The sequence below is a fragment of the Bradyrhizobium sp. PUT101 genome (assembly GCF_052043945.1).
Lineage (GTDB): Bacteria > Pseudomonadota > Alphaproteobacteria > Rhizobiales > Xanthobacteraceae > Bradyrhizobium.
Genome location: NZ_CP197207.1, coordinates 1,246,084 through 1,263,579, shown reverse-complemented (window position 1 = coordinate 1,263,579; position 17,496 = coordinate 1,246,084). Strand labels below are relative to the sequence as shown.

16 protein-coding genes and 1 pseudogene are annotated in these 17,496 nt (G+C 58.0%); 7 read left to right on the top strand and 10 right to left on the bottom strand.

Annotated elements, in window-relative coordinates; all coding sequences use genetic code 11:
* Positions 1 to 95: 95 nt before the first annotated feature.
* From ACSHT2_RS06135 to ACSHT2_RS06100, 8 genes are all read right to left on the bottom strand, one after another.
* Entirely contained in the window at positions 96 to 1,817 is a 1,722-nt protein-coding gene (locus ACSHT2_RS06135) for a UvrD-helicase domain-containing protein (protein WP_440640795.1), read from the bottom strand.
* Entirely contained in the window at positions 1,814 to 3,643 is a 1,830-nt protein-coding gene (locus ACSHT2_RS06130; protein ID WP_440640794.1) for an ATP-dependent nuclease, read from the bottom strand. Before ACSHT2_RS06130 ends, ACSHT2_RS06135 begins: the two co-directional genes overlap by 4 nt.
* 128 nt (positions 3,644 to 3,771) lie before the next feature.
* Entirely contained in the window at positions 3,772 to 4,788 is a 1,017-nt protein-coding gene (locus tag ACSHT2_RS06125) for a hypothetical protein (protein WP_440640793.1), read from the bottom strand.
* Positions 4,789 to 4,872: 84 nt separating this feature from the next.
* Positions 4,873 to 5,703: a restriction endonuclease gene (locus tag ACSHT2_RS06120; protein ID WP_440640792.1), complete on the bottom strand. Its 831-nt coding sequence runs from the start codon at positions 5,701 to 5,703 to the stop codon at positions 4,873 to 4,875.
* Positions 5,704 to 5,706: 3 nt separating this feature from the next.
* Entirely contained in the window at positions 5,707 to 6,660 is a 954-nt protein-coding gene (locus ACSHT2_RS06115; protein ID WP_440640791.1) for a restriction endonuclease, read from the bottom strand.
* Positions 6,657 to 7,925 (bottom strand): three-Cys-motif partner protein TcmP, encoded by a 1,269-nt coding sequence (locus ACSHT2_RS06110; protein WP_440640790.1) that lies wholly within the window; start codon positions 7,923 to 7,925, stop codon positions 6,657 to 6,659. The genes ACSHT2_RS06115 and ACSHT2_RS06110 overlap by 4 nt, the downstream gene beginning before the upstream one ends.
* A 24-nt stretch (positions 7,926 to 7,949) precedes the next feature.
* Positions 7,950 to 8,732, bottom strand: coding sequence for a DUF5131 family protein (locus tag ACSHT2_RS06105; protein ID WP_440640789.1), 783 nt, complete (start codon positions 8,730 to 8,732; stop codon positions 7,950 to 7,952).
* Positions 8,733 to 8,782: 50 nt separating this feature from the next.
* A complete protein-coding gene (locus ACSHT2_RS06100; protein WP_440640788.1) occupies positions 8,783 to 9,145 on the bottom strand; it encodes an XRE family transcriptional regulator in 363 nt (120 codons plus the stop codon).
* 408 nt (positions 9,146 to 9,553) lie between these two features.
* Here ACSHT2_RS06100 and ACSHT2_RS06095 point away from each other — a divergent pair, with 408 nt between their 5' ends.
* Positions 9,554 to 10,180, top strand: a complete 627-nt coding sequence (locus tag ACSHT2_RS06095; RefSeq protein ID WP_440640787.1) for a hypothetical protein — start codon at positions 9,554 to 9,556, stop codon at positions 10,178 to 10,180.
* On the opposite strand, the gene ACSHT2_RS06090 is transcribed toward ACSHT2_RS06095, so the two are convergent.
* Positions 10,181 to 10,858, bottom strand: a complete 678-nt coding sequence (locus ACSHT2_RS06090; RefSeq protein ID WP_440640786.1) for an IS5 family transposase — start codon at positions 10,856 to 10,858, stop codon at positions 10,181 to 10,183.
* 167 nt (positions 10,859 to 11,025) lie between these two features.
* Between ACSHT2_RS06090 and ACSHT2_RS06085 the strand changes: the two genes are divergently transcribed.
* From ACSHT2_RS06085 to ACSHT2_RS06070, 4 genes and pseudogenes are all read left to right on the top strand, one after another.
* Entirely contained in the window at positions 11,026 to 11,274 is a 249-nt protein-coding gene (locus ACSHT2_RS06085; RefSeq protein ID WP_440640785.1) for a DUF6894 family protein, read from the top strand.
* Positions 11,275 to 11,422: 148 nt separating this feature from the next.
* The gene (locus ACSHT2_RS06080; RefSeq protein WP_440640784.1) at positions 11,423 to 12,151 is read left to right on the top strand and encodes a Crp/Fnr family transcriptional regulator; all 729 of its coding nucleotides are present in this window, start codon (positions 11,423 to 11,425) and stop codon (positions 12,149 to 12,151) included.
* A 119-nt stretch (positions 12,152 to 12,270) separates the two neighbouring features.
* On the top strand, positions 12,271 to 13,641 hold the full coding sequence (locus ACSHT2_RS06075; RefSeq protein WP_440640783.1) for a transposase: 1,371 nt from the start codon (positions 12,271 to 12,273) through the stop codon (positions 13,639 to 13,641).
* 229 nt (positions 13,642 to 13,870) lie between these two features.
* Positions 13,871 to 15,095, top strand: a pseudogene (locus ACSHT2_RS06070) (IS3 family transposase).
* Here ACSHT2_RS06070 and ACSHT2_RS06065 read toward each other — a convergent pair.
* Positions 15,092 to 15,334 (bottom strand): hypothetical protein, encoded by a 243-nt coding sequence (locus ACSHT2_RS06065; RefSeq protein ID WP_440640782.1) that lies wholly within the window; start codon positions 15,332 to 15,334, stop codon positions 15,092 to 15,094. The pseudogene ACSHT2_RS06070 and the gene ACSHT2_RS06065 sit on opposite strands and share 4 nt — an antisense overlap.
* A gap of 398 nt (positions 15,335 to 15,732) precedes the next feature.
* On the opposite strand from ACSHT2_RS06065, the gene ACSHT2_RS06060 reads away from it, so the two are divergent.
* Together ACSHT2_RS06060 and ACSHT2_RS06055 are read left to right on the top strand one after the other, a co-directional pair.
* Positions 15,733 to 16,632 carry a hypothetical protein gene (locus ACSHT2_RS06060; protein ID WP_440640781.1) on the top strand — a complete coding sequence of 300 codons (900 nt, stop codon included), beginning with the start codon at positions 15,733 to 15,735 and terminating at the stop codon, positions 16,630 to 16,632.
* Between the two features lie 318 nt (positions 16,633 to 16,950).
* Positions 16,951 to 17,079 (top strand): hypothetical protein, encoded by a 129-nt coding sequence (locus ACSHT2_RS06055; protein WP_440640780.1) that lies wholly within the window; start codon positions 16,951 to 16,953, stop codon positions 17,077 to 17,079.
* The last annotated feature ends 417 nt before the right edge of the window (positions 17,080 to 17,496 follow it).

Sequence of the window (17,496 nt, the reverse complement as noted above, 5' to 3'; positions counted from 1 at the left end):
GAGAGGTCAGGGTTACAAGAGAATGGCGTCGGAACGCAGCCGCTGGCAGCTCAAGCAAAGGGGCTAGCCGCGCCTTGAATGGACTATCCGCTGCGTTACACCGCGTCGAAGAGAGGTCTGGCATCGGTCGGGCGGACGATGCGGACGGCATGCCGCGCTCGGGTGATCCCAACCCGCAGAACACGGCGGCTGTTCTCGAATTTGGGAGCTTCCTCTTCCTTCAGGAGTGCGCCACCGCGATAGCCCTCAACGATAACAACGGCATCGAACTCCTTTCCTTTCGACTTGTGGATGGTCATCAGGATGCATCCGCGCGGAGGGCGATCAGCGCCGACGAGGCGCTGCTGATCGAGAATGGCGGCGACGCGCTCGACCGCGCCGGAATATGTCGCGGTTCGCGCCCAGAGTTCGCTCAATGCCATCGCGATCGGATCGCCGGCTTTCGAGAGGCGGACCATTCCGGCTTGAACCGCGATATCCCGGAGGTCGTCATGGCCGGTGCAATGCTGGCGGGCCAGGCGCCAATCGCTGACAGGGTCGCCGGTACATGCTCCCTGATATTGCGCGAGATGGTTCGGTCCAGATGCGCGGATCGGCTTGTCCCTGCGTAGCAAGTCGATTGCGGCCGTCATCCTGGCGGCGCGGTCCCCGGCCGTCTTGGCTCCAAGGGCATTCTGCTGTTCGCACCAATCCTTCTTCAGGAGCCAAAAATCGGCCGCACGCCGTAGCGCTGCTGTCCGGGATGCGACCGAATAGGCAGAGGTCTGCTCCAGCAACGCGGCCGTAACGAGGGCCGCCGCTGATGATTGCTCACCGTCCCAGGCGATGTCGTGGCTGATGGGGGAGAGCGCGTTCTTCCCGAAATTATGAGAGGTCGAGAGCAGCTCGGAGATGTCCGCGACGAGATCGTTGCTCGTCGCCAAGACCGCCACGCAAGGCTCTGTCACACCGCGCCGGGCCAAATCAGCGAACGCCTGACCGACATGAAAGTGGACGGTGGAGTTGAACATGTTCTGGAAGCGCTTGTAGGTCGTTTCGATGACGTCTTTTGATCGGCCCGGTGCTTTTGCCGTCACCACCGCGTTCGCGAAGCGCAGCACATCCGAAGTCGGGCTACGGAAATTGTCCGCCTCCAGGTCGGCCTCCAGCAACTTGATGCCTCGACGCAGGATATCGAGGCGATCGGCGCGGACGCCCTTGCGGAAATCGTAGATCCGCTGCTCAGGGTCAGCAAGAAAGACGCTCTTGGTCGCTTCGGCGAGCGCCTGCACCAGCCGCCATTGATCATCATCTGTGTCCTGGAATTCGTCGAGGATGATGAGGGGGTGAATGTCGGCGATACCGTCGCGAATATGCTTGCTTTCTTCGATCAGGCGGGCGGCCGCATGGGCGAACGCGTCAAAGGATGCTCGGCTTTCCTCGTCGAGAAGCCGACGCCGTTCTACCTCCCAATCGCCCGCGAACTGCGTCCGCATCATCCCTTCCTGCCCGGGAGAGATCATGGCGATGGGTGAGCCGCGGAGTGCACGGCCATGCCCCTTCAGGAGTTCCCAGCAGAACGAGTGATAGGTTCTGACCTCGATCCTCGATAGTTCCTCGCGGCTCAGGACGGTCTTGCAGCGCGTGATGATCTGCTGCACCGCCGCGCGAGAGAAGCTCAGGAAAAGCGCCGTTTGACCTTGCTTCATCCGCGGCATTCCGGCCTGCGCCTTCAAGATCGCAAGGGTGGTCTTTCCCGCTCCCGGTCCGCCCAATACGAGGACGTGTCCTGGCTCTTCGAGCACCGATTTGCGCCGGTCGTTCAGGACGAAGATCATCCGGGCTTGCCCTCGTCGTCCGCGTCGTCGCCATCCAGCGGCGGAAGTTTCAGGAGCGCGTTCACGCGCTGCAGAAACTCGGTAATCGTCTTGGGGAGCTCGGCCAGCGATTGGCAGCACTCGATCAGGTGGGCCGCGTAACCATCCCCCTTGCGGTCGGCGAGCACGCCGTAGGTGAGCTTTCTGACCGCATCGTCGTCGGCTTCCACCGTCGGCTTGCCATGGTGTTGCGGATAGTCGGGCCACTCCGCGACCGCCGATAGAAACCGTCTTTGCGCGTCGATCGCAACTTCTGCGACCAGCAGCGCCTCGATCCCCTTGTAGGTCGTCTGGCAGTTCTCCGAATACAGGGCGAGATTTGCGGTTTGCTCCGCGGTCCAGTCTTTCTTCGGCAGATCGTGGAATGCGAAGAACGCCTTTCGCAGGCTTCCAAAAACGGGTCCCCATTTGGGGATTTCACCGTGGGCTCCTGCCTCGAAGACGGAGATGCCGGTCAGGTCGAACGCATCATATGCGTTTTCGGGACCGTGTGCCTCCAGCGCGCGGGATGTCGCGATAAGTGTAGCAACCTCGGTCGCGCCTTCCGCAACGATGATGCCGCGCGCCAGGATTGCTTCTGCAAGCTGAAGCTTGCGCTGGCGCACCGCCTTGAACTTGATCCCCTCCGTCGGAATTGCGGTGCTCGACAGGCGATGCTTCTCATCGCGGTCGATTGCGAGGATCTGCGTGACCTCGAATTCGTCGATGACCTGCGGCGAGTGCGAGGTGACGATCGCCTGGCCCATCCTCTTGAGAAGGTAGCGGGTGAGCCGACGCTGCGAGTGCGGGGGCAACGCGATCTCCGGCTCTTCCATCGCGAAGATGACGGAGTCGTTTCCGCGAAGGTCGGCGATGTGGGTCAGTAGCGCAAAAACAAGCGTGTTGACCGACCCCGTGCCCAATCTGTGGAACGGGACGGCGTATTCACTCCCCTTGGACCGCACAAAGAACTGAATGACCTCCCTGAGATTCTCGCGCGTGAGATCCGATGCGAAGAACGCCGTCGCATCCTCCCCGTCTGCTATCCCAATGAAGCGCTGCATCCGTTTCCGGACTTGCTCGCGAATTGCCTTGAGCTGCGGGATGGAGCCGACGGGCGGGTCAAACGCCTTCAGGCGTTTGACGGTATCCTCCCACATCGACTCGCGGCCCTTATCGCCGAGCCGAAGGATCGTATCGAGCAGGGAGCCTCGCTCAAGACTGAGCGCTCTACGGCCGGTGCGGAGCGTTCGCAGGTAGATGAAGCCGCATGCCTGCTTCCAATCGCGACCGAACGATTCCAGCCCGTTGCCCGGTGTGGGATCGTCCGGTTCGTCGGGGCTCTCCTTGGTGGGATGGGAGAAGAACGTCTTCCCCTCAAAATCGTCGGTCTTTCGATCGTACCAGCCGAGAAAGGTGATCGGGAGGGCGCGAATAACGCCGGGGGCGTCGGTGTCGGATGGTGTCGAACCGTCTACATCGACGAAACCCTGCTGCTCTTCACGCCAGGGTCTGGTCTTGTGAAAGAGTTTCCGACGCATGTCCTCAGGCAGATCGATCAAGACGACATCGATCTTGATGACGGCGAGGTTGCCGGCATCGTCGAAATATCGACCGTTGTGAAAGTCGTGTTCGTCGACGATCGGACGACGGAATAGACGTTCTGTGCCTAGAACCAGGTCCAGCGCCTCGCAGACGGTCGATTTGCCGACATTGTTGCCGCCAACCAGCAGCGTATGTCCCGGAAGATCGACAACCCCGTGTGCGACGCCTCGAAAATTCTCAATTGTTATTCTTCTGACGCGCATTGAGCCCCCCATCTCCCCGGCCAAGCTTATTTGTTTTGTGGTTCTCTCGGAATGCTGTGGTCCCTGAAGCGTTCTTCGTTGCTGGTCTGAGCAGTTTAACCGAGACTGTTCTGTTGCACGTTGGCGGCTCAGTCGATCTCAACGCGTGCGCTATCTGGTGGTAGCGAGTTTCCGACACTCACCTTGACGGTGATCGTATGGCGCGGAAGCACGGTGATAGTCGTGGGCGCAACGGCCTCCTCGCCAGCCTCGTGTACTTCATCGATCAGGTCGCGGACTGCCTGTTGATCTCCGGTGACGATGCGTCTGACGCGATCATTGTCGCGGGGCTCGGCCAGAATTGGACCACTTCGTATCAAACCAGAGAAGGCTCCATGATGAGAGCGTGGAGTAAAGTGCTCGATGATGAACCAGGTAAATGGCAGAGCCGAACGAAATGCCTCGTCGTGCAGCCCAACAAAGCCTGTGGGCTTACCTTCTATTGATCGAAGCCAGATACCGGCGTCGATTCCACCGTTGCTTATCAAGGTGTCTCTTAGAGCAAGCCCGGTTCCGAAATCAAAGATCTGACCACTTAAGTTTCGAGTGTGAAGGGCGCGCACTTGGGTACGGGTCGTGTCCGAAATCTTCGGAGTTTGTGGGCAATAGAGGCCATACAGCAGCGCGCCCTTGCCAAGAATCGAAGCGAGCCGGTCGAGCCGGGTTTGTTGCTCAGCATCGACGGCTTGGAAGTTTGCCCGCTGGTCGTACTCGCCAGAATTCGGGTTTCGAAAGAGCCGCTTCGCCTGAACCAGATAGGCCGTGGACCAGCTTTCTTTGGGCAGAATGTGGTTTTCGTAGGTGAGGACGAGACCGAAATCGGACTGGGAGACGTGGCGCTCCATCGCCGTGTTATGAGGATACGTATCGAGCGCGACTTCGAAATCGAGGCCGTCGCCAATGGAGGCAAGGTCGGCGTTGAGCTGGTCCAGGCTATAGGAGAGATTCTCTTCGCTCCGCTGGGTTTCTACATCGAGCAAGGCGCAAAGCTCGTTGGTGAGAGCCGGTTCATCCGGTGGGTGTTTCCGGAGCATCCGCTGAGATAAAGCGTCGTCGATGCCGTCGAGGTATTGGATGACGTGCTTCAGGTGCTGCGGTCCGAACATCGTGCTACTTCTTGTTACTACGTTTCGATATGAGCGGCGCTAGGGTTTTCGATTGTTGGCTTTTCGTCGCCCTGCTGCGAGCGGCTAGAAGGTATCCGCAAATAGAATATTGGGGAGGGCGTCGGTAGGCGTCCAAGCTCCAAGCGTATGCCTGACATAGGACTGGCAGAGGGCGACAATTTTGTCGGCGTCCCCCAAACGAACAAGTTGCCGGGCGATTTCTGTACGCCCGGAAAGGGCTGGTACGCTGTATCCGGAGCTGGATAAGAGAAGACCGCGGCTTGCTCCGTACACCATAACCACCTCAAAGAAGCGCTCCAGAATGTGGGGTCCTGGTCTCGATGGCGCCTTCCAGTGCTTGATTTCAACGAGATAGATCACAGGCTGACCGGCCTCTGCGCAACGTAATTCCAAATCAAAACCGCCGTCGCGTCCCGGGCGTGTGACCAGAACGTCGAATCCCAACCCGGAAAGTACCTCGCCCAGCAATCGTTCAAGGTCACGCCACTCGACGTGCATCAGGTAATCGGGGCTACGAACGATTTCCTGAGCTAAGGCCTGCAACATGGAACGCAGGGCACGTTCGACCGATGCCCCGGGAGCGTCATCTTGGTCCCGCAGCGTTTCCTGTTGTTCTGAAATATAGCGCTTTAGTCGGGGGCGGCTGCCGTGGGCCGGCCACACGATTCGGCCGTCCGCATCCTCGGCTTGCGCCCGTTCTAGAGTGAACCGCCAGTGCCGGCCGTTCGGAGGAAGATGTCCTCGCCAGTCGTATTGGAGGAGTGGCCGCGCTCCATGAACCGTGAGATCGGCAAGCAAATATGGTCCGCGTGAATCATTGTCGTGATTGCCATAGAAGTCTGAATTGGGGACCGATCGGCGCTCGGCTGTGCGGCGTGTTTCTTGAACGCTCACGATCTATCCCTCGCTGTCTGGCCAGTTGCCGCCAGTTCGGAGATCGGCGATATCGGTTGAGTCCTTTGGCATTTGTAACGAGATGTGCCAATCTCGAGGCAGGGTTCGCTTCGAAGCGAACTCGACGCGCTGAATTGCAAGTGCTTCGGACGACCCGTACTCGACTCTTTGCGCATCTTCGAGAGGGACCATTTCTGGTTCGATCCAAAGAGCCACCCCCAGGAAAACGTGGCCCAGCAGATGAGTGCCGCCGCCATGGTCGATCGCGACGTCGCCGGAATATGGAACACGCGCGGTTCGAATAATCGGTGGTGCGCCTTTCGCAATGTCGCCGAAGGGATTCAGTGCCGCTTGGACTTCCTGCCAAACATCATTGAGTGACCAAGTGGACCCATCGCCTGTGTTTCGGAAGATAGGTGCGAATAAGTCGGTATCTTCCGGCAAAGTGAAGTCGAATTCATCCGGCGGTGTTGTGCCGGACTCGGCTGAGCGAAAGGTCCGAATACCGACCCCTGCAAGGGCGCACGCTTTGTGCCAGAAGATCACAAAATCCAGCTTTAAGAACTGATTGATATCTGCGACTGAAAATTCCGACGCCCGCCGAAGCGCAATGCCATGTTGCAGTGCTACGGCTTCGGCTTCCGGCGAAAAACCTGATGCGCTGACTGCTATGGTGCGATCTGCGCCGATTGCTTGGCGTTTGGCCGCCAGCTGTTCGATCCAGGTGACATCCTGTTTCTTGCTTCTCCGCCGACACTCTACCGTTATGAGGAGCTCCGATGTCCCGGCTCGCGTGCGGATGCTCGCATCGACCTCGCGCAGCCGGCCAGTGACCCTGCATTTGATCCGGTCAGGGGACTTTACGACCATGCCGGTCGGGCCGGCGTCGGCCTCGATCCGCGCAACCAAACGCTCGAACTCGCGCCATTCGGGATCTTGGCGGCGACGAGCAGTCATTCCTCGCGGCCTTTCTTCTTCACCGCCGCGTTGAGAAACATCGGAAAGAAGCTTCGCTGCGTTTTCACCTTGATGACGTCGTTGACGCCGATCGTATTTGCCTTCCTCCTCTCGCCGCCCGCTGGAGTGATTACCTCCAAATCCGGGCTCTCGATGATCGCCGCGTGGACGTCTTCTGCATGAGCAGGGGTGATGTTGTAGATGCTCTCGTAGAAGTCGATTACGGACATGGCATCGCCGGATTCCGTCACGAGGCGTGGAATGTCTCCCAAGAGTTGGTTCTTCGCGGACGCTCGACCTTTATCGTCGAACAAGTAGAGCATTCCCTCATCGTGCCTGGGGTCGTACGACAGCATATTGAGGCCCGAGCGACCGAAATGCGCCTGGAGGCTCGCATTGTCATGAAGGATGTTGTTGTAGACCTGCCGTGCCCGGTAGGCGTTGGCAAAGTGGATCAACCAATACCTCCATCCGCCCGGATTGTTGATCGAAAAGGGACTGACGTAGGGCGCGCATAGGCGAAAGGCGTCGAAGACAATCTTCTCCGCAGTTCCGAGCCAATCGTTCTTGCTCATCAAGGCATTGAGCGCATCGATGCTCGCGGTCGTCAGTCCAAGATGAGCAAGTCGTGTTCTGAGCTGTTCCGGCTGATTCTTCTGCAGGAAAGCGAGCAGTGAACTGATCATGAAAGTGTAGAAGATTTCTGCGGCGGGATAGGAGTGCATGATGTCGAGGAGCGTATCCCGCTCGACGTGACTGTCGCCGCATTGATCCAGATTGAAGATGACGCTCCGATACCGTCCTTGTTCAAGGAGCGTCTTGATCTGCGGGTAGGCCGCCTCGAAAAACTCGTTCAAATATTCGACGCGCAGGTGCAGTTTCGGGCTTGTCTGGGCGATGGCAGCTTGCATCGGCGCGACATGTGTCTTCAACAATTCAATGGCGTCGCGACTGGCATCGTTGAAGATGAGAAGGCATTCGACCTCGATTGCGCTAAGGCCTTGTGCTGACCGATGTGTGTTCACCGCTTCGACAGCGCGCTGCAGTTCTTCAATGAATATAAGTGGTGATCCAGATGTGCCACACTGGTACTGTCCGCCGCCGGCAAAGCCGTCCACAATTGCAAGCCGAAACCGTTCCTGCTGCGGCAGCCTGCAGCGGACGCTGAGATAGTCGAAGACGTACTCGCGCAGAATTTTATGCTTGCGCTTGGAGTGCTCCTCGAGCTTTGCACCGTCAGCCCATTCGTATGGTTTTTCTACCACGTCGCCCCCTCCATCGATGCACCCTTAAGGTACAGCGGTCGGAACGGTGGGCATCTCATCCCACGTGCGTCCCCGATACTCGCGTCCATTGGCTCTTTTTGAACGCTTTTTATTGTCTTTGCCCCAGGTGCCCCACTGTTTAAAGAAGAAGGCTGTTCCTGCTGACAGGCACTGCGTATGAATTTCGTCGATCCATTCCTCACGGATTGGCCGAGCTGCCTTGCCGCTCTCTCCGCCGACGATTGCCCAATGGATCTCTCGAAGATCGATAGAGCCGACGGCTCCAATGAGAGGTTCGAAGGAAATGAATCGTATGGCGGCTGGTGCTTGGCGTAGGTATTTTATGCGATCGACGACATCTGCGTTCTCTATGCTGGTGCCGAGCCAAACGTTGGGCAGGACGTCGTCAATCAGGGTCGACACCAGCTTCGCCATGCGCGCGGGACGTTTAGTCAGAATCTGGTAGTGGTGGTGCGGTGTCTCGCGCATGACCTGCCAGACGTCACGAATGAACGTATCACTAACCCTTTCATGGAAGAGGTCGCTCATCGAGTTCACAAAGATCTTGCGAGACTTGCGCCAACGAAGCGGAATAGACAGCGCTTCACGATCTTCCCGCACGACACCGTTCCAGACCGTGCGCTTTCCCGTTTTGCGGGTCAGCTTGGCATATTTGTCGACGCCCATTGCCTCAAGGCGCCTCGCCATTTCCATGGCGTAGCAGTGCGTGCAGCCGGCGGTCACGATTGAGCAACCGGCGACTGGATTCCAAGTGGCGTCCGTCCACTCGATCTGAGTTTCAGCCATCTAGTCCTCCGTGCTGATTTTGTGTCGGCCGGCTCATTGGGCGGCTCCACTCATCGTGCGCCCGCCTGCTTGCGACGTCGGTTCGGTGCCGCCTTCACAGCGATATCGCCAAGATTATGTAGGCGAAGCGCAGGCCGCGCAGGCAGCTTCACCGTTAATTCAAGCTTTCCGCCGATCGCCTCGACATAGCTTCGGAGTGTCGACAGATACATATCCGTCTGCTTCTCGATCTTCGACACAGACGGCTGTTTGATGTTAAGCGCGGTTGCGATATCATCTTGGGCCTTGCCAGCGAGCTGGCGCAGCTTGCGCAATCCTTCGACCCCTTCTTCGGGGTCCACGAAACGCGCCTCGATTTGATCTTGCCCGTCGCGCGGCAGCCTAGCGATGATTTCGTCCAGCTTCCGACCCATTGGATGATCCGTTGTCTCCGAATTTCACGCCATCTGGATGACCGGCTATCTGCCGCGAGTAGAAACGCTTCCGGCTTCCGTTGGACTTGGATCCGGACCTTGCGCTCAAAAGACACAGGGAGTTCGCTTTGGCGGGCTTGATACAATCAGAGGTTATATATAGCTTCCAGGCTATTTCCGTCAACGGGTGATGTCACCAGCGGATTCCGCAAGGGGGCGATGCTAGCGGCTATCGCGAGAAATGCGGAGGACAATTCCTCGCACGGGTTCTTGCTGCGCGGTCTTTCGCTTTTTCTCCGCTAGAAATTGTAGCGGTCTCCAACGCAGAAGAAGAAGCTTCGCTGCATTTTGCTATAAGACAACTTCGTCTCTTGGCCTCGATGGAACTCAAATGCTAAGAAAGAAAGTATGAATAAAGCGGGCGATGTGGCGAACGCTTCAAGCGCGGCAGAGCGGTTCTTCCGGTTGTATCGCTCGCATTGTGTTTCGCCAGATGTTGACACGCTGTTCTCATTTCTCGAAGCGGCGCATAGCCTGAACGATCGGCTGCGGATCGCAAACCAGTTCGATTTCTTCGATGTGCCGGAATTTTCGGCCCTGAAATGCCTAAGAAACTTCTTTCATCACCACCAAGAACTACGGCATGTGGTTAGGCTCGTTCCAGCGGGAAACTATCCGATCGTCACTGATCTGATGACCTTGTGCTTGGTAGCCAGCGATATCGTTAAGAGTGCGGTGAATGAAACGAGGGGGCGGCACAAAGAGGAAACCAGGTTGGCATGTGGGGTCGTCTTCCATTGGTACGGCACCGTTGTGAACATCAATCCGGCGCTCTTTAATTACGTGGTGTCCGCTTACGAACGGATGACCGAGGCTGGGATCTCTCTCAACGGCGAGGCCTTCCAGGAATTTGAATCAAGATATCTTTACGAAGAGGATTATGGCTACTCACATCGCGTTGACGGGAGACTTGCTACACGAGCCGGAAATATCGACGAGTTGCTCGCTGAAATTATGGATACGAGCGGAGTTTAACTAGGGCGCGGACTCATAACGCGCGGCCAACCATAGCCGGATAGACGCGAGTTGGATGAAGGCAAGGTAGTTTCCCGCAAGTCTGTCGTAGCGCGTCGCCACCCGACGGCATTGTTTGATCCTGTTGAAGAACCGTTCGACCTGGTTGCGAGCGCGATAGAGGTACGGGCTAAAGCAGATCGGATCGCTTCGGTTGCTTTTCGGCGGGATGTTGGCCCACGCGCCTTTCTTCATGGCAAGCTCTCTGATCCAATCGGCGTCGTAGCCACGGTCGGCAAGCAGCATTGATCCGGATTCGACCACCGCGTGGATTTTGCTCGTCAGACCGCCGCGTGACCTTCCCATCGATTGACGCCGGTTTCTTGTAATGCAGGCCCCATGTTGATGTACGCGAACAATGGAAATGTCGATCATCGGCACGGCAGCATCATGGGCGCCGGCCAGTGCGCTCATGAGCGTGGCCCAAACGCCCGCCCGTCGCCAGCGAATGAACCGATTGTAGCAAGTCGTGTACGGACCGAAGTTTTCTGGCAGGTCGCGCCATGGCGCTCCGGATCGCAAGACCCAGAAGATACCATTGAGGACACGACGGTCATTCACTCGTGGCACGCCGCGTGACTTATTAGGCAACATCGGCTTGATGGCAAACCACTCATAGTTCGTGAGTTCGTAGCGCATGATTCGGCCCCTTCCGTTGGGTTGCTTGAATCATGGCTCGGCTGTCGGGCTCAACTGGTCGCTATGCACTCGAAAGCGGACCTATTATGCTCAACTTGAGTTTTGTCGTTCATGACCCAAATCGGACGAGAGCTAGGAACGGGCGTGAGGGGTTCTGATTGTCCCCGATGCCGCGCTATTACTTCGATATGCGAGACAACGATGTCTTTGTCGCCGACGATGAGGGGTTAGCCTTTTCGTCCGTGGACGAGGTGAAGGCTCAGGCCACGACGGCATTGGCCGAACTTGCCAAGGATGTGCTGCCTGACTCAGTCCTCAGAACGCTTGCGATCGAAGTTCGTGACGACTTGGGCCCGGTTCTCCGCGTCTCATTACGCTTCGAGATCGAAAACATCCGACCGGTTAACCTAAATTAAGTTGGAACTTTTCGTTCAACCTGTGATTATCCGGTATCACTGGCCGAGACACTTGGGCGCCGGTGGCTGAGAGTCGAGTGCTCCCGCCTTGCCGACCGGAGCAGTTCGCATTCCGGCTCAGGCGTCTTCAAGCGCGCGGAGTGGTGTGATGCCCGGTACATTGACGGCTGCACTCGTTCAGAAACTCAGCAAGGTCAATCACATAGACCAGGATGACATCCTGGCCATTCAACAGCTTCCCATTCACTCCAAGCGGGTCGAGGCGCAGCACCGTTTTGTGCGCGACGGGGACCGTCCGTCGGAATCCTGCCTGATCATTGATGGTTTCGCCTTCCGGTCCAAACTAACGCCAGACGGACAGAGGCAAATCCTGTCACTCCATATTCCGGGCGAGATCCCGGACCTTCAAAGCCTTCATTTGCCCGTCATGGACCATGACCTGACGACGCTTACGGAATGCACGCTCGGCTTCATCAAGCACGACGCCTTGCGCGAACTGAACAAAGCGCGGCCGAACGTAGCTGCCGCCCTGTGGCGGGAGACCTTGGTCGATGCGGCAATCTTCAGGGAATCGATCGTCAATCTCGGCCGTAGGTCAGCGCGCGCTCGATTGGCACACATGCTCGCGGAGCTTCACGAGCGCCTCGCACTAATCGGCCGGACTCTAAACGGCTCGTTTGAGTTGCCGATCACGCAAGTCGAGCTGGCAGACTGCCTTGGCCTCTCTGTCGTGCACGTGAACCGGACTCTCCAACAGCTTCGCCATGAAGGCCTTCTCGCGACCGAGCGCAAGACTTTCCACTTGCTAGACCCAGCCAAACTTGAGGAAGTTGGCCAGTTCGAAAAGATCTACCTGCACCAGCGTCCATCAGTCTGATGACGGATGCGCTGTTCAGTGCGCGTCCGCTTCTGGCCGATTTTGTTGTAAAAGTCGGTTGAGACAAGTCACGAAGCGTGATTCCGTTGTGTTGACGCGAATCTCGGCGAGGTCGATCCATGATGGGCCGTCTGAATAGTGACCAAGGTCAACTGTTCTACGAGTTTCGTCTTGGCGACGCTATTCCTGAAGATCATCTGGTGCGGAAGATCGATGCTGCTCTCGATCTATCCTGGCTTCGCGGTGAACTAGCATCCCACTATTCGTCGCTGGGGCGCCCGTCGATTGATCCGGAACTGATGATCCGGATGCTGGTCGTGGGGTATGTCTTTGCGATCCGCTCGGAACGGCTGATCTGCCGTGAAGTGCAGGTGAACCTCGCCTATCGCTGGTTCTGCAAGCTCGGTATCGAGGACGCTGTCCCGGATCATTCGGCGTTCTCGCGGGCCCGCAACGAGCGCTTCCGCGGTGGAGATGTTCTCCGCCGCGTGTTCGAACGGGTTGTCGAGACATGCATTGCCGCCGGTCTGGTTGGTGGCGAAGGATTTGCAGTCGATGCGAGCCTGATTGCGGCCGACGCGAACAAGCAGCGCTCGATCGCAGGTCAGGACTGGCGCAGGGATCGCGATCCGGCCAGGTCTAGCCGCGCGGTGAAGGAGTATTTGGCAACCCTCGACGATCCGGCGTGGGGCGCCGCCAGCGATGTCGTCCCGAAGTTTGTCTCGCCATCCGATCCGGCAGCGCAGTGGACCGGCGCTCACAAGGGGCCGGCATTCTTCGCGTACTCCGACAACTATCTCATCGACGTGAAGTTCGGCGTCATCGTTGATGTCGAGGCCTCCCGCGCCATTCGCCAGGCCGAGGTCGGTGCAGCAAAGACCATGATCGAACGGACCGAGGAACGCTTCGGTCTCAAGCCAGAGCGACTTGTCGGGGATACCGCTTACGGAGCGGCTCCGATGCTGAACTGGCTGGTCGAGGAGAAGGGCATCGCGCCGCATATCCCTGTGTTCGATAAGTCGAAGCGCGATGATGGCACCTTCTCGCGGAGCGACTTTCGATATGATCCGACCGGCGACGTTTACCACTGCCCGGGTGGTAAGCGGCTTGGGACGAGCGGTACCGTGCACGAGGGCAAGACCCTTCTGTATCGTGCAAGCAAGCTCGACTGCGATGTATGCCCGCTCAAACCGCAGTGCTGCCCAAAGGAACCATCACGCAAGATCCCGCGCGATATCCATGAGCATGCCCGAGACATTGCCCGGTCGATCGCTGGCACCGAGGGCTTCGAGTTCTCTCGGCATCAGCGCAAGAAGATCGAGATGAACTTCGCACACTTGAAGCGCATCCTGAAGCTTGGTCGGCTCCGATTGCGCGGCCCGCAAGGTGCCCAGGATGAGTTTGTTCTAGCCGCCATCGCCCAGAATCTGAGGCGGTTTGCATCGCTGGTCGCACGACCCCCACCGGCTCAGGCTCTGCGCAGCGCGTAGCGTAGCGTCGAAGTTGCGTAAAATGCGTCAGGGCCAGCGCTTCAGAGCGCGGCTCAACGAAGGGCCCAGCCAAATCCATTGCAGCCGACTTTTGCAACAAAATCGGCCCCTTCTCGGAAGTCCGACAACGTCCGCTTTCGCGCCGCTGTTGGGGGACAAGCGGACATCAGGTACGCCTACTCTCAGCGGCAAATTTATGAGTACGCACCCTAGTCCTAGGCATACGCCTATGTCCGACACGTTTTCGAAGGTGGAAGTCATCACCGGCGTTGCCCGCCGGCGGCGGTTTACGACGGAGCAGAAGCTTGTGGTCGTCAACGAGACGCTGCAACCGGGCATGTCGATCAGCTATGTTGCTCGTCGCCATGGGCTCTCCCCGAGCCTGGTCTTCCGATGGAGACGGCTGATGAGTGAAGGGGGCAAGGAAGCGGTGCGAGCCGACGAGGATGTGGTCGCCGCGTCCGAGGTCCGGCGGCTCGAGGAGCGGGTTCGAGACCTCGAACGCCTGCTGGGCCGCAAGACCATGGAGGTCGAGATCCTCAAGGAGGCTCTTGACCTTGCACGGGTAAAAAACCGACCTTGCTGTCGCGATCGCAGGCACCGGAGGATACCCTGTGAAACGGATCGCAGAAACCCTCCGGGTGGCCCGTTCCAACCTGGTTGAGCGAGCGGGTGGCAAGCGTCCGAACCGCGGTCCCCAGACTCGCGCCGGGGATGCGGAGCTCACGTCTGGTATCCGGCGCCTAGTGGATAGCCGCCCGAGCTATGGATACCGGCGGATGGCCGCGCTCCTCAAGCGCGAGCGGCGATCCGCCGGCCACGACCCCGTCAACGCCAAGCGCGTCTACCGGCTGATGAAGTAGAGTGGCTTGTTGCTGGCCCGGCATACAGGGCGCCGCTTCCCGCGGGCCCATGACGGAACGATCATGACAAGCCGCTCCAACGAGCGTTGGTGTTCGGACGCTCTGGAGTTCACCTGCTGGAATGGCGAGATCGTGCGGGTTGCCTTTGCCCTGGACAGCCATGACCGCGAGGTCATCAGCTGGGTGGCCACAACGGCTAGGATCTCTGGCGAGATGATCCGAGACATGATGGTCCACTGTGTCGAGCAGCGGTTCGCCGACATCCGGGCTCCTCACAAGGTGCAATGGCTGACCGACAATGGATCTATCTTCGCCGCTTATCGTACTCTTGAGATTGCCGCGGCCCTCAACCTCGAGCCCTGCTTCACGCCGGTCGAAAGCCCCGAGAGCAACGGCATGGCCGAGGCATTCGTAAAGACCTTCAAGCGTGACTATGTTCGTGTGAATCCGATCCCTGACGCGAGTACCGCGCTGCAGCGGATCGACCAATGGATGGAGGATTACAACTCAGAACACCCACACTCCCGCCTGGGCTACCACTCACCGCGGGAGTACATTGCATCACTCAAACCAGCCGAGTGTCCGGTCTAACGGGGGCAACTGCATGATCCCAGTCGCACCGGTACCAATGGCGATGCATGGTAGTCGCCATCGATATCCTCGTCGGCGTAGTAGTTGCTGTCGGTCAGCACCTCCGGCCGGTAAGTCGAAAGCTTCTCTTTCGCGCATGTCGGACAAATCCGGCAAAGCGGAATTCCGCGGGCGTCGTTTACCCAGTGAGAAGATAAGCCGCTGCCGCACGGGCAGGGGCGAGCATCGTCGATCGCCATAAGCGCCTCCGCTGAAAAGGGTTTAGATTTTCGGTGAGGCGGAATATTGCAGGACTAAATCGTATACTTCAACAAACGAAGTCACTGTAAATCGAAATAGAGAAAGCGCTTAGGCTTATTTAGACTTCGTCTGATAGCCCATCTGTGCGGCTTCATGATCATATGCCGTATTCGCTGAATATCCTCATTGCCCTCACTGAAGATGCTGTTCAAGTTGGCGGCAAGCAGTTCGCAAAGGAAAAGTGTGGCGCCAAACCAAAAAGCGCTACTTGGCGCGTAAGGCCAGAGCTGTCCCACGATGCATTGGGCGAGACATTGCAAATGCTGCTTGGTGGCAGCATCATTGAATGCATTCACGGATACCGCGACATTGGCCTTGCAACGACACGGGTTATCCCATGCCGACCGTTCTCTTGCCCACAGATCCTTACATTGTCGCGCTTAAAGAAAAGGCCATGGTGGATCTTCGTGAATGCTGGTGCGTCGACACGGACCGCCAGCCATACGTCGCCGTAGCCCATCTTGAAGCGGCAGATATGGTCGCAAAGATGCAGGGTCTACATATTGAGAACCTGCCCGATGAAGATAGTCCTGAAAATGGGTTCGTTTTTGAAAAGGTGCGGCCGCACGGACAGCCAGAATGCTGGGTTTCCGTTAACAAGGACGTCGACTATCGCCGGCTATTTCACAAGTTTCTGAACAAATATTACGACTTGCCGCGCCATGCGTTCTTAGACCGATCGATCCATGTTGATCACATCTTCAGTCGAAAGAGAGCCGAGCGTACCCACGGAATGAGGTACGTCCGGCTGGCTTTAGCCCGGGGTGACGTCAACTCCACGTTCGGCCGAAATTGGGAGCTCAATGTCGAACGCAACCATGTCGCGCCCGCATTGAGCGCCGATGGATTTGGATCTGTAGAAGAGACAGATGGCAACGCCATTGCACAACCGATTTGGCCACCTGAGCCGATATCTCCGGGAAGTTACGGGCTTATGCGGCAAATCAACTGGCCGATGGCAACGAAAGCATTCGATATTGCAGCACCATCTGGAATCGTGTCGATACCATATATGATCGATGCGCTTCGTGAGTTGGTCAGAGTGAATCTTCTCGGGCCAAAAGACGTGGAGGATGAGTTTGGGAAGTTTGCAGCGGTTTTCCGCATGGGTTCTGCGGGGCTTCCACACTACGAAGGACAACGGCGCGTACAGGCAAGCGCCATCACCACCGATGGAATAGAGCTAACGGAATACCATACAGTGGCTGCATGGCTAGCGGCGTCGCTTCGCGCCTGAGATCGATTGACTGTGAGGATGCACCCTCGCGCTCACTAGATGCGACGCGCGGCTCTTGATGGTATTATTTGATGGAGTTCCTCGGATCAGGAGGCGAGCACCGAACTCATTGAGCGCGACATCGAGCCGCTGACGATCAAGACGACGCCGCGCGACGTGATTCGGCCGTGAGGAGGATGCCCGCGAGAATGAACCTCGTCGCCGTCTGGCCGAGCCAGCCCAAGCCAATTGTTGTGCCCACAACGGCGCCAACCAGGGTGGTGCAATCGGAACTGGCGCGAGAAGACGCTGACTAGACCCACGGCGGAGTGTGCAAAGATGAACGCGGCCGCCTACAAGTTCGAGGATCATTACGAGGCCGCGCTGATCGACCTGATCAACCAGAAGCGCGCCGACAAGACATCGGACCGGAGGAGCGGGCGAAGGGGGAGAACGTGGTCGATCTGATGGAAGCGTTGCAGCAGAGCGTGGGGGCAGGGGAGGGTTCGTCAGCGGCGGCCGGCAAAGGGACGTGCTGATGCCAATTCAGGGTGAGGAGCTGGCGAAGGAAGCTGCTTCGAAGAGTGCCGGCGGCCAGGTCGCAGCGAAATTGGCCCAATAGCTCGACATGCCGTTTCGCGTTCTGACCCATCGGCGGTACCGGACAGGCCGGGACTGTCGAAATGCAGGCGAGTGGAGGCCAGTTTTGCCCACTTGGGTCTGATGCTCGGCCTGAAAGGCACCAATAGCTGCGAAATGCACCTCTGCCCTTCGTTCGACTCCGTAGCCCGTTGAAATCACAGGAAATGCGAACGCCCTCCGAGCGCACCAGAGTTCATGTTCCTCTCTGAAATCATTGAGATTTCCGGCTGCGATCCGGAAATG

Coding starts and splice junctions, on each gene's coding strand:
- ACSHT2_RS06135 (WP_440640795.1), bottom strand. CDS start 1,817: ATGATCTTCGTCCTGAACGACCGGCGCAAATCGGTGCTCGAAGAGCCA.
- ACSHT2_RS06130 (WP_440640794.1), bottom strand. CDS start 3,643: ATGCGCGTCAGAAGAATAACAATTGAGAATTTTCGAGGCGTCGCACAC.
- ACSHT2_RS06125 (WP_440640793.1), bottom strand. CDS start 4,788: ATGTTCGGACCGCAGCACCTGAAGCACGTCATCCAATACCTCGACGGC.
- ACSHT2_RS06115 (WP_440640791.1), bottom strand. CDS start 6,660: ATGACTGCTCGTCGCCGCCAAGATCCCGAATGGCGCGAGTTCGAGCGT.
- ACSHT2_RS06105 (WP_440640789.1), bottom strand. CDS start 8,732: ATGGCTGAAACTCAGATCGAGTGGACGGACGCCACTTGGAATCCAGTC.
- ACSHT2_RS06100 (WP_440640788.1), bottom strand. CDS start 9,145: ATGGGTCGGAAGCTGGACGAAATCATCGCTAGGCTGCCGCGCGACGGG.
- ACSHT2_RS06095 (WP_440640787.1), top strand. CDS start 9,554: ATGAATAAAGCGGGCGATGTGGCGAACGCTTCAAGCGCGGCAGAGCGG.
- ACSHT2_RS06090 (WP_440640786.1), bottom strand. CDS start 10,858: ATGCGCTACGAACTCACGAACTATGAGTGGTTTGCCATCAAGCCGATG.
- ACSHT2_RS06085 (WP_440640785.1), top strand. CDS start 11,026: ATGCCGCGCTATTACTTCGATATGCGAGACAACGATGTCTTTGTCGCC.
- ACSHT2_RS06080 (WP_440640784.1), top strand. CDS start 11,423: ATGCCCGGTACATTGACGGCTGCACTCGTTCAGAAACTCAGCAAGGTC.
- ACSHT2_RS06075 (WP_440640783.1), top strand. CDS start 12,271: ATGATGGGCCGTCTGAATAGTGACCAAGGTCAACTGTTCTACGAGTTT.
- ACSHT2_RS06065 (WP_440640782.1), bottom strand. CDS start 15,334: ATGGCGATCGACGATGCTCGCCCCTGCCCGTGCGGCAGCGGCTTATCT.
- ACSHT2_RS06060 (WP_440640781.1), top strand. CDS start 15,733: ATGCCGACCGTTCTCTTGCCCACAGATCCTTACATTGTCGCGCTTAAA.
- ACSHT2_RS06055 (WP_440640780.1), top strand. CDS start 16,951: ATGAACGCGGCCGCCTACAAGTTCGAGGATCATTACGAGGCCGCGCTG.